Origin of the sequence: Pseudomonas sp. URMO17WK12:I12, assembly GCF_000514395.1 — a bacterium.
Taxonomy (GTDB): Bacteria; Pseudomonadota; Gammaproteobacteria; order Pseudomonadales; family Pseudomonadaceae; genus Aquipseudomonas; species Aquipseudomonas mucoides.
Genome location: NZ_AZVV01000018.1, coordinates 148,850 through 160,120 on the forward strand (window position 1 = coordinate 148,850; position 11,271 = coordinate 160,120).

The window sequence follows — 11,271 nt, forward strand, 5'->3', positions numbered from 1 at the left end:
TGAGAAAATTTGTGGTGTCTTTTCGGACGCCATCGCGAGCAGGCTCACTCCTGCAGGGGATCTTCGCCACACCAAAGATCCCCTGCAGGAGTGAGCCTGCTCGCGATGCTTTTAGAACTTAATGACCATTACCGGAATGCCCACCCGCATTTCCAGTGCCCTTCCCCGGCCCTTTTCCGGCCTCGGCCTTTCTGCCGCCCTCCGCATCGTGGCTGGCCTTGTCGGCCTCGGCCGCTGCTTTCACGGCCTCTTTGCTCAACTGATCGACAGCCGCCAGGTTGCTCTTGCGCACGGCCTCCACAAACCCTTGGAACGGCAGATCAGTAATCCCTACCAGACCAAAGTGACCATTCTCACCGTCCAGCAAACGCCCGGTCACGGGTTGGTCCAGGTATTGGAACCAATGCACACCGACAATCGAAGGCTCGCTCAGCGCCTGCTTGAGGAAGTTCGCGTAGGCCGGCCCACGGTCTTCTTCCTTGGCCAATTGCGTCACGCCGCCCCAGAACGGACCGCGATCCGCCGACCCAACGTTGAATTCGGTGATCAGCACCGGTTTGTCGAGGCTGCGCAACCTGGCGAAGTCGTAACCGTCCTGCGGTTGCAAGGTGTACATGTTGAAGCTCAACACGTCGCAATACTGCGCGCAGGAGTCCACGGCTTCCGGGGTGCTGATGGCGAAACGACCGCCCAGCAACAGCTGGTTCGGCGCGTGCCACTTCAGCGAGTCGGAGAGGGTCTTGAAGTAGGTATCAGCGAAGACCTGCTGGAAGTATTTGAAGTCAGCCTCGATTTCCGGGTGGTCAGCGCTTGGCAGCGGCGGCACGAAGCCCGGGTCTTCCATCAATTCCCAGGCCGGCAAATCGATGCCCCACGCTTTGGACAGCCCCGCCTGATTGCGATATTTGTCGCGCAGCTGCTTGAGGAACGCACGTTTGGCCGGCACGTCGGTGGTCATTTTCAAGGTGCCGTAAGCCAGCGCATAACGGGCTTTCGGGTCGTTACCGGGACCGGCCCAGGCCAATTCGTTGTCGGCGTAGTAGCCGATCAGCCACGGGTCGTCGCGATGATCGCGAGCGGCGATGGCCACGGCGCGTTCGGTGGCCATGGCGAAACGTGGATCGAACGGGTCGGGCATGCCGCCCCACCAGTCGGTGCCGGTGCTGATGCTGGCGTAATCGCCGACGATCGACAGCGGCAAGGTGTACGGCACGCGATCAGCGTCGCCGAGCGCCGGGGCGCTCCAGTTGCCGATGGTGTTGAAGCCCCAGGCTTGCAGGCGATCCAGGGTGTGGTTGGTCCAGCGTTGTTCATCCACCACCGCTTTGCAGGGTTCGGCGGGTTTCTGCTCAACTGCTTTCGCCTCGATCGCTTCGGCGGCGCCGGTCTTGGCCGCTTCGGCGACTCCGGCTTCGGCAATAGAAGGCGTAACAGGTTGCTCGGCAGCCTTCTCGACCGTCGCTTCGACCGCATCGGCCTTGGCCGCTTCGGCAACACCGGCCTTGGTGTCACTGCCCAGCGCACACGGTGCGCCATACAGGCGCTGCAAATTGGCACCGTAAAAATCGTACCAGCGACCGGCGTTATAGCCGCGGCCCTGATCGGCACCGTTACCGCCACGGTTGTCACCGTCGCCAAAATGGTTGGCCAGCGGCTCGTCGGGTTTTGGCAGGGACTCGAACATCCACTCCCGGCCGGCAACGTAAGTCTGGTTGACGTCCGGGGCCACGGTGTTGACCCCAAGCGAATAGAACGGATGCCCTTGCGGGGTGACCAGGTACCAGCGACCGTCGCGCTTTTCAGTGCGGAAAAAGCCGCTGGCCTTGAATATCGGGCCTTTGGTCCAGCCACCGTAGGTGTCCAGAGAGGATTTTTCGCGCTCGGCCAGCCAGGTTTTCAGTTGTTGCTGTTCCTTGGCGGCTGCGCTTTTCAATTGCTCATCGCTGCTGATCTTTTCTGGCCATTTGGCCCGGGTCGACTGACCGTATGCATCCACTAACCCGCCATAAACGGCCCGGGTCACGGCATCACCGTCCTGCACACCAAAACGTTCGAGCAAGATGTTCTGGGCCACTTTCGGTTGATCCATCGACAAGGTCACCGACACCACCTGGCTGCGATCCAGCTCACCGGCGCTGCTGGCCAGCAACATGCGCTGGCCGTCGACGGTCATCGGCATGGGCGGCCCGGCTTTCATGCCCTGGCTCAACGATGAGCTTGCCACCAACGGCACCAGCAAGGTCTGCGCAGGACCGGCCGGCAAATCGACGCGACTGACCAGCGTCTTGCCGTCATTGCTCTGGATTTTCACGTACAGGGTCACGGCCCAATCCATTGCACTCTGGATTCGCAGGCTCATGGCGCCCGATTGCGACCAGTCCCAGGCGCCGGTTTGCGGGGTCAAACGCAAACTCGGCTGGGCCACCGGGTTGAACGTCACCCGGCGCAACACTTCGCCTTCGGCTGTTTGTTCCGCATTGGATTGGGGCAGGCTGGCGTCCTGAGTCGCCACCTGGACCACGTCAGCGGGGCGTACAAAGTTGAACAGCGTCTGTTGGCCGGCGGGGGCTGCCAGCAAAGGGGCTGCGAACATCAGGGCAAATACAGCGGGCAACGAACGGCGAATCATAGGAACGTGGATCTCCCTAACGACCTTCAAGGGTCAGTGGAAAAGCGATGGTAGAGAGATAGACAACGCGGCGGGCAAATGTGCCCACCGGTGTATCAGGAAATTTCGCGGCGAAATGGCGGAAGCGCATTGAGGATGGCTTTGCCGTAACGCTGGGTGACCAGACGTCGATCGAGCAAGGTGATGGTGCCGCGATCCTCTTCGGTACGCAGCAAGCGACCGCAGGCCTGGACCAGTTTCAGCGAGGCATCCGGCACGGAGATTTCCATGAACGGATTGCCGCCACGGGCCTCGATCCATTCCGCCAGCGCGGCTTCGACGGGATCATCCGGCACCGAGAACGGGATCTTCGCGATCACCACGTGCTCGCAGTACGCGCCCGGCAAGTCGACCCCTTCGGCAAAACTTGCGAGGCCGAACAGCACACTGGAATCCCCGCCATCGACACGTGCCTTGTGCTTGTTCAAGGTTTCCTGCTTCGACAGGTTGCCTTGAATGAACACTTGCTTGCGCCAGTCGCGGTCGAGGCCGTCGAACACGTCCTGCATCTGTTTGCGGGAAGAAAACAGCACCAGCGTGCCCCGGGAGCCTTCAACCAGTTGCGGCAAGTCACGAATGATCGCCGCGGTGTGGGCCGGTGCATCCCGCGGATCGGCTTTCAGGTCCGGCACGCGCAGCACGCCGGCATCGGCGTGGTGAAACGGGCTTGGGACCACGGCAGTCACGGCTTTTTTCGGCAGGCCGGCGCGCATGCGAAAACGGTCGAACGTGCCGAGGGCCGTCAGGGTTGCCGAGGTCACTAATGCGCCGTAAGCGACGTTCCACAGATTGCGCCGAAGCATTTCTGCGGCAAGGATCGGGCTGGCGTTGACCTCGATGTCGAACAGCGAACCGCTTTCGGCCAACGTCAGCCAACGGGCCATGGGCGGGTTGTCTTCCGGGTCTTCAGCGGTGAACGCCACCCACAACTCCCAATTGCCCGAGGAACGGGACAACAGGCTGCCGAACAGTGGGTACCACTCTTCGGCCTGATTGCTGGCGATGCCGATGTTGACCTCGCCGTCCATGCCTTCCTTGAGCAACTCGGTGAGTCGGGTGAACAGGTCGGTGAGCCGGGCAAAGCCCTTCTTCAGCTCGACACCCATCTCGCGCATGTGCTCGGGAATCACCCCGCCGACGAAGCGATGACGCGGCCGCTCGCGGCCTTCGACGTCTTCGCCGGGTTTGAAATCGGCGACCTGCTCGCAGGCGGTGAACATGAATTGTTGCTGGGTCTTGATCTCGCGGGCCAGTTCCGGCACTTGCTCGATCAACTTGCCCAAATCGCCGGGCAGCGGGTGCTGGGCCAGCAGTTTGGTGAGGTTTTTCGCGGTGGTTTCCAGCCAGTCGGCAGTGGAACGCAGGCGCGTGTAATGGGCGAAGTGGCCGATGGCCTTGTCTGGCAGGTGGTGACCTTCGTCGAACACGTAGATGGTGTCGCGCGGGTCTGGCAGCACGGCACCGCCGCCCAAGGCCAGGTCGGCCAGCACCATGTCGTGGTTGGTGACGATCACGTCAACCTTGCCCATGCCTTCGCGGGCCTTATAAAAGGCGCACTGGCCGAAGTTCGGGCAATGGCGGTTGGTGCACTGGCTGTGATCGGTGGTCAGACGCGCCCAGTCGGCATCTTCCAGCGCCGTCGACCAACTGTCGCGGTCGCCGTCCCATTTATTGCCGGCGAGTTTTTCGATCATGCTGGTGAACAGCTTCTGACTGGCCTCGTCGACCTCGATCTTGAAGCCTTCTTCTTCGAACAACTGCGCCGTGGCCGTTTGTGCGTGGCCTTCCTGCAGCAACATGTCGAGCTTGGACAGGCACATGTAGCGCCCACGGCCCTTGGCCAACGCGAAGCTGAAATTCAGCCCGCTGTTGCGCATCAAATCGGGCAAATCCTTGTAGACGATCTGCTCTTGCAGGGCGACGGTGGCCGTGGCGATGACCAGGCGTTTGCCGGCAGCCTTGGCGGTCGGGATCGCCGCCAGGCTGTAGGCCACGGTTTTGCCGGTACCGGTGCCGGCTTCCACCGCAACAATCGCGGGGTCGCCACTGCGCCGGCCTTCGTCGTCGGTGTCGATATCCCCGAGGACCTTGGCAATTTCGGCGATCATCAGGCGTTGGCCGTAGCGCGGCTTGAGGCTCTTGGCTTCGAGAAAACGCGAATAGGCGCCCTGGATCGTGGTTTTGAGTTCGGTGCTGATCATGGATTGTCGGGCGCTAAAAACGCTGGATAAATTTTCAGTGGTTCGGTTCGGCGGCTATCATACCCCGCTAATTAATCCCGCGCAGAACGGAGTACCCCAATGACACCTTTTGGCATCGTTTATACCCTGCATGTCCTGTCCGCCCTGGTGTGGGTGGGCGGCATGTTTTTCGCCTGGATGGTTTTGCGCCCCGCGGCCATGAAGGCGCTGGAAGGCCCCGCCCGGCTGAAGCTGTGGGTGGAAGTGTTTCAAGGTTTTTTCCGCTGGGTCTGGGTCGCGGTAGTGCTGCTGCCGATCAGCGGGGTCGGCATGATTCATCTGCAATACGCCGGGTTTGAGGCCGCGCCGCGTTATGTGCAGGTGATGATGGGGTTGTACGTGGTGATGACGGCGCTGTTTATCCGGATCCAGGCGCTGATGCTGCCGGAGTTGCGCATTGCAGTGAACGCGCAGGATTGGCCGACGGGTGCAGCCGTGCTCGGGAAGATTCGGCGGTTGGTGGGGATTAATTTGATGGTGGGTCTGTTGCTGGTGGCGATTGCTGCGGCCCGGCCGATGTTCTGATGATCGTTCCCACGCTCTGCGTGGGAACGATCAGGATTACAACCGCTGAACCGTTACCGAACCCGCCGCCCCGGCAGGACCAGGCTGGCCATCCGCTCCCGGACGGCCACTTTTGCCGCCATCGGCCTTGTACACCAGGCAGCCTTTGGCCTGGCCACCCGCCCCCGGTTTACCACCAGGACCTGCAAGACCGCCGGCACCGCCAGCGACCTGCACCTTGATTTTATCCGCCGGGAAATCGCGCGGCACTTCCAGCTTCACCAGTGCGCCCGCAGCCCCCGGCTGACCATCACTGCCATCGCTGCCATCGGCACCGCGACCGGCCTGACCATAGGTACAACCCGGATCCTGGCCATTGGCGCCGTCAAGACCGAAAAACCCCGGTGCGCCCGCACCGCCGCGAGCATCGACCAACAATTGCGGAGCGGTCAACGCCTTGATCTGCAAGTTCAGATTGCGCCCCGAGCGTGCCGCCTTCTGGAAACTCCCCGGCGCGCCCCGCGCGGTGATCTGACTGCCTTCCGACAACTCGGCACGGTGCACTTTAAATTCCAGCGGTTGTTCACCCGGCACGATGGCAATTCGCGCTTCACGCCCCAGGTGCAATTCGCCCACCGTCACTTCGGTGACATTCGAAGGAATCAGCAAAGTGCCGTAATCCGCGACTTCCAGCCGCTCCAGTTGCAAGGTGCTGGCCGTGTTGGGCAGGCGCATCAACGAGTTGGCTTCGACACTGACAACCTGAGCGCAGGCCAATGGACTGATAAATGCGGCGAGCAGACAGAGATTACGCATGGGAAGCCTTCGGTGCGGAGGGAGCCGGGATGGTTTGAAGATGGAAGACGCCGAAAATGGCAATCTGCAAGCGATCACGCCAAGGGTGGGCGCGGCCTTTGAGGCTGCGGTTGCAGAACACCAGCTCCAGCAGATGGAACAGTGCCAGCAGGCCCCCGGCCAGATTGACCAATGGGTGCAACGGATAAACAAACGACGTGAGCAGATTGACCAGCACCACCAGCCAGAACAGCAGGGTCAATAACTTCCCCAGCCCCCAAAACACCTTCATACGCTCCCCCGCTGATCATTATTCTTTGGGCGCACAGTAACGGCTTCCACGCGGGATGCGCCAGAGGGCAACGGAAAATTCTTCATGAAGACCGCCGAATGGCCATCGCCCCCCCTTATTGGCGGGCCGATGGCTCTATATCGCGGCTTAGCGATTGATATGCAATTCCACGCGACGGTTTTTCGCGCGGCCTTCGTCAGTCGCGTTATCGGCGATGGGCTCACTTTCGCCCTTGCCTTCACTGGTGAGTTTGTTCGGGTCCAGCCCCTGGTTCATCAGATAGGCTGCCACGCTGGTGGCGCGACGTTCCGACAACATTTGGTTGTAGGCATCGGAACCGACACTGTCGGTATGGCCGACCACCTTGATACTCACCACATCGGCGCTTTGCAATTTCGGCATCAGCGCAGTCAGCTGATTCTGCGCAGACGGGGTCAGGTCAGATTGATTGAACGCAAACAGCACATCGCCCGCATCGCTGAGGGTGATGACTTCTTCGGGTACAGGTTCGACAGGTTTCACGCTGGCTGGGTATTGCGGCAGCGGGCAACCATGATGTTCGACCGGCGTATTGGCGGGAGTATCGGGGCAACGATCACGTCGATCAAAAACGCCGTCGCCATCTTCGTCGCCATCCTGGGCGTAACAGATCAAGCCGCCAGTCAGGATTCCGAGCGCTGCTCCTCCGGCCGCCCAGCCGCCACTTTCGATGGCGCCCAAACCGCCACCCACCAGCCCGCCTATGACGCTGCAGATTGGCCAGGTGCGTTGATTGAGGGGGGCAGTGCCATCACTGTGAGTTGCGCAACCGGTCAACAGGCTGCCAAGCAGCAGAACCGGTAGGACGGTCCTTGTGAGAACGCTCATATTGAAAGCTCCTGTGTTACCGGCCCATACCGGTTACACAGGAGTAAAGACCCGCATCCGCGACTATACAAGCCACGGAGCGGAAGGGACTTTAACGGTTGATTTTGATTTCCGTGCGACGGTTCATCGCGCGGCCGTCAGCCGTTTTGTTATCGGCGACCGGCTGGCTTTCACCGGCACCTACTACAGACACGAAGCTGCTACGTGGCACGCCTTGCTCGATGAGGTACTCAACCACCGAGTGAGCGCGTTTATCCGACAGTTTCTGGTTGTAGGCATCGCTGCCCACGCTGTCGGTATGGCCGGTAACGGTCAGTTGAGCGGTAGGCGCTTCCGCCTTCAAGCGAGTGGCGATCTTGTCGAGGACCTGCTTGTCGGATGGTGTGAGGGTGGCTTTGTCAAACTGGAAGTGAACATCGCGGATGACGATGGTTTCTTCCTTGACCACAACAGCCTCTTCAACCACCGGTGCAGGTGGAGGGCAACCGTTGGCATCGACTGTCACGCCGTGCGGTGTGCCCGGGCACTTGTCGCGGCTATCCGGTACACCATCACCGTCTTCGTCGCCATCACCGTGAACCCAGCAATAGGCCGCTGCCGTGCCGCCGACGAGCAGCGCGCCATAGCCTGCCCACGCGGAGCTCTCGGTCGCGCCGAGACCCGCACCCACGACACCACCGACAGCCGCACAGGTCGGCCAGTCGGTTTTCTGCAAACCTGCGCAACCAGTCAACACACTGGTGAGCAGAACCAAGGGTAATGCTGTCCGAACTATGCTCATCTAGTTTTCTCCTGAGGGATCGGCTTAGAACCGATTCAGGTAGTAAAGACCCGACTATTAAACTCCGCCAGCAATAGGCCATTGCTGTTTTATCCCGTGTACACGACGGATTGGCGCATTTGCGCTAAACCCGCTCTAGGCCCGGACGTTTGGGCAGGCTAGTCTTGGTGCTCTGATTGAGGATCTTTGATGATTGCAGCTATTTCTTCGCGCACACCGCAACAGGCGTTGGCCGCTTTGCTGGACCTTTACGCTCCCGCGCAGCTGTTGCTGATCGGGGCCAGTGAGTTTCCCGCCCTGGAAGCCTTCAAGCTTGCGCACCCGGATACGTGTGTCGCCCACACGGCACCGGGACCGTTGCCGGCGGAACTGGCGGCACGCCGGTTTGATCTGGCGCTGGCGGTCGATTGCCTCGAACACTTGCCAAAGCGCGACGGCTTGAACCTGCTCGGCGGGATCCGCAACCTCAACGCCAGCCGCATTGCGGTGCTGGCGGACTTGTCGGCCAGCGGCTGGCAGGAGACGGATTTTTTCTCCCTGGCCCTGCAAGCCAGCGAGCGCTTCCAGCGCGATGAACAAGTGTTGACCCTGTTCACCTATGATCTGCTTGACTACAAACAAGTACCCGACTGGCTCAACTCACGCTTTTGGGCCAATCCGGAAAACTTCGGGAAATATTGGTGGTAATGCAATGAGTACATCCATTTGCCCTTGCGGCAGCGGCACCTTGCTCGATGCCTGCTGCGGTCATTACCACGCCGGGCATCCGGCGCCGTGTGCCGAAGCCTTGATGCGCTCGCGCTACAGCGCCTACGTGCTGGGGCTGATCGACTATCTGGTGGCGACTACCCTGCCCGCGCAACAGGCCGGCCTGAATCGTCAGTCCATCAGCGACTGGAGCGCTCAAAGCACCTGGCTGGGCCTGGAGGTGGAAAGCTCCGAAGTCTTCGGCGGCCAGCCGGAACACGCCTTCGTGACCTTCACCGCGCGCTGGCACGATGGCAGCGGCGAACACAGCCACCGCGAGCGCTCGTCCTTCGTGCAGAACGCCGGCCACTGGTACTTCATCGATCCGACCGTGCAACTCAAGGCCGGGCGCAATGACGCCTGTCCATGCGCCAGCGGGCAGAAATTCAAGAAATGTTGCGCGGGGTATTTCAACAGTTGAGGTGAGCGACCTGTAGCAGCTGCCGGAGGCTGCGTTCGGCTGCGGAGCGGTCGTGAAATCAGGCAGCGCGTTGTTTCAGTGGGATAGAGGTGACAGGAATACGACTGCTTCGCAGTCGGACGCAGCCTTCGGCAGCTGCTACAGGTTCAAGGGAGATACACGACCATGATCACCCGGCGACACGCACTTTATCTGCTCAGCCTGCTCCTGTTTCTGGGGCTCGCTGGCTGTGCGTCGTGGTTCGAGGATGACGAGCCGGACCCCGAAGTGCATCTGGTCAAGGTCGAAGTCGTGCGGGCAAAACTGCTGGAGCAGAAATTTTTGCTGCACTTTCGCATCGACAACCCCAACGACAGTGACTTGACCGTGCGCAGCCTCGAGTACCGAATTCACTTGGGTGACATCTTGCTGACCGAAGGTGAGTACGATCACTGGTTTACGGTCGGCCCCAAACACAGCGCTTACTTCAAGGTTCCGATCCGGACCAACCTGTGGCCCAAGGTGCGCGATCTGGTGAAAATGCTGAAAAAACCCGACCAACCCATTCCCTATCGTCTGGAAGGTGTACTGCAAACCGGTTTATTCATCGCGCATGACGTGCACCTTGCGCGCAATGGCGTGATAATCCCCGCCGATTTAATTCCGGAGCACACCCGATGACCCAGCAACCCCACGTCCATGGCCCTGACTGTAACCACGATCATGACCATCACGACCACCATGATCACGACCATGGCCATGTTCACGGTCCGAACTGCGGCCACGCTCACCAGGAACCGGTGCGCAACGCCCTGAAAGACGTCGGCCGCAACGACCCTTGCCCGTGCGGCAATGGCAAGAAATTCAAGAAGTGCCACGGCGCTTGATGCTTCGGGCGAAGAATTTCTTCGCCGGTTGAATCGCCTTCGCGAGCAAGCCCACCCCCACATTGGATTTGTGTCCAACATAAACCCCTGTGGGAGCGAGCTTGCTCGCGATGACTACATCACATTCACTATCAATTTTTCAGCCAGACCGCTATCGCGAGCAAGCTCGCTCCCACAGGGTTTTCAGTCAACCTGCAGAATCTGCTCAGTGCTTAAAACCGTCGCATACTCCCCGTGCAAATTCCCCAGCGACATCGCATGCACGTCCTCGGCTGAACGCGCCTTGCCAAAATAGTCCGCCTTATCGAAGGTAAAACACGCGTCCTCCGCCACCCACGCCTCAAATCCCAGATTCCCGGCCGTTCGCGCCGTGGACTCCACCGAGTTATTCGTTGCCACCCCCACAATCACCAATTGCTCAATCCCCGCCTCGCGCAAACTCGCCTCCAGCCCCGTCGCACAAAAGGCATCCGGCACCTGTTTCTGGATCAGTTGTTCGCCGGTCTTTGGCTGGAACCGCTCCTGAAATTCCACCCCCGACTGCTGTGGCCAGAACACTGAATCCGGTGAGCGAGACAGGTGCTGCACGTGAATCACCGGCCGCCCGGTTCGGCGCCAAAACGCCAACAGATCAAGAATTCGCTCCTCGGCTTGAGGATTATTCCGGCGACCGAGCCGGGGATGCAGAATGCCTTTTTGTTGATCGATGATGACGAGTGCTGCGCGGGTCTTGAGCTCCATGCCGGTTTTTTCTCCTGCGGGGTCATTGAATTTCACGCACTTCAGCATCACCTCCTCTCACAGGCAAGCCATCGAACGCAAACAGGACGACCTGATGCCCGCGGTTGCTGTCCCCACCTGGGTTCAACCACATCCAGAACCGTCCGGCGACCGTCAAAGCCTATGCCCTGGCGGCCAAAATCAACCCACCAAAATCCTGACCCTTTCCCCAAGATCATTCCCACGCTCTGCGTGGGAATGCAGCCCGGGACGCTCTGCGTCCATCCAAAGCCGAATGCGGAGCGCCCGTTGAGGCATTCCCACGCAGAGCGTGGGAACGATCTTCGTCAGACAAATCTTGAAATAACCC

Annotated in this window: 12 protein-coding genes and 1 pseudogene; 6 read left to right on the plus strand and 7 right to left on the minus strand. The window is 60.3% G+C overall.

The window, feature by feature from the left end:
- Positions 1-118: 118 nt before the first annotated feature.
- Both D882_RS0124320 and dinG read right to left on the minus strand, forming a co-directional pair.
- Positions 119-2,629 carry a beta-galactosidase gene (locus D882_RS0124320; RefSeq protein ID WP_027925647.1) on the minus strand — a complete coding sequence of 837 codons (2,511 nt, stop codon included), beginning with the start codon at positions 2,627-2,629 and terminating at the stop codon, positions 119-121.
- Between the two features lie 95 nt (positions 2,630-2,724).
- Positions 2,725-4,869, minus strand: coding sequence for an ATP-dependent DNA helicase DinG (gene dinG / locus D882_RS0124325; protein WP_027925648.1), 2,145 nt, complete (start codon positions 4,867-4,869; stop codon positions 2,725-2,727).
- 99 nt (positions 4,870-4,968) lie between these two features.
- Between dinG and D882_RS0124330 the strand changes: the two genes are divergently transcribed.
- Positions 4,969-5,433 carry a CopD family protein gene (locus D882_RS0124330; protein WP_027925649.1) on the plus strand — a complete coding sequence of 155 codons (465 nt, stop codon included), beginning with the start codon at positions 4,969-4,971 and terminating at the stop codon, positions 5,431-5,433.
- 36 nt (positions 5,434-5,469) lie between these two features.
- Here D882_RS0124330 and D882_RS0124335 read toward each other — a convergent pair whose 3' ends face one another.
- The 4 genes from D882_RS0124335 to D882_RS0124350 form a co-directional block, all read right to left on the minus strand.
- Positions 5,470-6,228, minus strand: a complete 759-nt coding sequence (locus D882_RS0124335) for a hypothetical protein (protein WP_027925650.1) — start codon at positions 6,226-6,228, stop codon at positions 5,470-5,472.
- Positions 6,221-6,499, minus strand: coding sequence for a DUF1145 domain-containing protein (locus D882_RS0124340; RefSeq protein ID WP_027925651.1), 279 nt, complete (start codon positions 6,497-6,499; stop codon positions 6,221-6,223). Before D882_RS0124340 ends, D882_RS0124335 begins: the two co-directional genes overlap by 8 nt.
- A 147-nt stretch (positions 6,500-6,646) precedes the next feature.
- Positions 6,647-7,366: an OmpA family protein gene (locus D882_RS0124345; protein WP_027925652.1), complete on the minus strand. Its 720-nt coding sequence runs from the start codon at positions 7,364-7,366 to the stop codon at positions 6,647-6,649.
- A gap of 91 nt (positions 7,367-7,457) precedes the next feature.
- Positions 7,458-8,147: an OmpA family protein gene (locus tag D882_RS0124350; protein ID WP_027925653.1), complete on the minus strand. Its 690-nt coding sequence runs from the start codon at positions 8,145-8,147 to the stop codon at positions 7,458-7,460.
- Positions 8,148-8,336: 189 nt separating this feature from the next.
- Between D882_RS0124350 and D882_RS0124355 the strand changes: the two genes are divergently transcribed.
- The 4 genes from D882_RS0124355 to D882_RS0124370 all read left to right on the plus strand — a co-directional run bounded on the left by D882_RS0124355 (position 8,337) and on the right by D882_RS0124370 (position 10,181).
- The gene (locus D882_RS0124355; protein WP_027925654.1) at positions 8,337-8,834 is read left to right on the plus strand and encodes a DUF6231 family protein; all 498 of its coding nucleotides are present in this window, start codon (positions 8,337-8,339) and stop codon (positions 8,832-8,834) included.
- 4 nt (positions 8,835-8,838) lie between these two features.
- Positions 8,839-9,315, plus strand: a complete 477-nt coding sequence (locus tag D882_RS0124360) for a YchJ family protein (protein WP_027925655.1) — start codon at positions 8,839-8,841, stop codon at positions 9,313-9,315.
- Between the two features lie 165 nt (positions 9,316-9,480).
- On the plus strand, positions 9,481-9,975 hold the full coding sequence (locus D882_RS0124365; RefSeq protein ID WP_027925656.1) for an LEA type 2 family protein: 495 nt from the start codon (positions 9,481-9,483) through the stop codon (positions 9,973-9,975).
- Positions 9,972-10,181, plus strand: coding sequence for an SEC-C metal-binding domain-containing protein (locus D882_RS0124370; RefSeq protein WP_007906737.1), 210 nt, complete (start codon positions 9,972-9,974; stop codon positions 10,179-10,181). The genes D882_RS0124365 and D882_RS0124370 overlap by 4 nt, the downstream gene beginning before the upstream one ends.
- 183 nt (positions 10,182-10,364) lie before the next feature.
- Here D882_RS0124370 and D882_RS0124375 read toward each other — a convergent pair whose 3' ends face one another.
- Positions 10,365-10,922 carry a cysteine hydrolase family protein gene (locus D882_RS0124375; protein WP_027925657.1) on the minus strand — a complete coding sequence of 186 codons (558 nt, stop codon included), beginning with the start codon at positions 10,920-10,922 and terminating at the stop codon, positions 10,365-10,367.
- Between the two features lie 122 nt (positions 10,923-11,044).
- Here D882_RS0124375 and D882_RS1000000132745 point away from each other — a divergent pair.
- A pseudogene (locus D882_RS1000000132745) lies at positions 11,045-11,122 on the plus strand (thiol:disulfide oxidoreductase); the annotation flags it as partial.
- Positions 11,123-11,271 lie beyond the last annotated feature (149 nt).

What these genes read in the sequence shown, in the direction of transcription:
- D882_RS0124320 (WP_027925647.1), bottom strand. Translation starts at nt 2,629, where the DNA reads ATGATTCGCCGTTCGTTGCCCGCTGTATTTGCCCTGATGTTCGCAGCC.
- dinG (WP_027925648.1), bottom strand. Translation starts at nt 4,869, where the DNA reads ATGATCAGCACCGAACTCAAAACCACGATCCAGGGCGCCTATTCGCGT.
- D882_RS0124330 (WP_027925649.1), top strand. Translation starts at nt 4,969, where the DNA reads ATGACACCTTTTGGCATCGTTTATACCCTGCATGTCCTGTCCGCCCTG.
- D882_RS0124335 (WP_027925650.1), bottom strand. Translation starts at nt 6,228, where the DNA reads ATGCGTAATCTCTGTCTGCTCGCCGCATTTATCAGTCCATTGGCCTGC.
- D882_RS0124340 (WP_027925651.1), bottom strand. Translation starts at nt 6,499, where the DNA reads ATGAAGGTGTTTTGGGGGCTGGGGAAGTTATTGACCCTGCTGTTCTGG.
- D882_RS0124345 (WP_027925652.1), bottom strand. Translation starts at nt 7,366, where the DNA reads ATGAGCGTTCTCACAAGGACCGTCCTACCGGTTCTGCTGCTTGGCAGC.
- D882_RS0124350 (WP_027925653.1), bottom strand. Translation starts at nt 8,147, where the DNA reads ATGAGCATAGTTCGGACAGCATTACCCTTGGTTCTGCTCACCAGTGTG.
- D882_RS0124355 (WP_027925654.1), top strand. Translation starts at nt 8,337, where the DNA reads ATGATTGCAGCTATTTCTTCGCGCACACCGCAACAGGCGTTGGCCGCT.
- D882_RS0124360 (WP_027925655.1), top strand. Translation starts at nt 8,839, where the DNA reads ATGAGTACATCCATTTGCCCTTGCGGCAGCGGCACCTTGCTCGATGCC.
- D882_RS0124365 (WP_027925656.1), top strand. Translation starts at nt 9,481, where the DNA reads ATGATCACCCGGCGACACGCACTTTATCTGCTCAGCCTGCTCCTGTTT.
- D882_RS0124370 (WP_007906737.1), top strand. Translation starts at nt 9,972, where the DNA reads ATGACCCAGCAACCCCACGTCCATGGCCCTGACTGTAACCACGATCAT.
- D882_RS0124375 (WP_027925657.1), bottom strand. Translation starts at nt 10,922, where the DNA reads ATGGAGCTCAAGACCCGCGCAGCACTCGTCATCATCGATCAACAAAAA.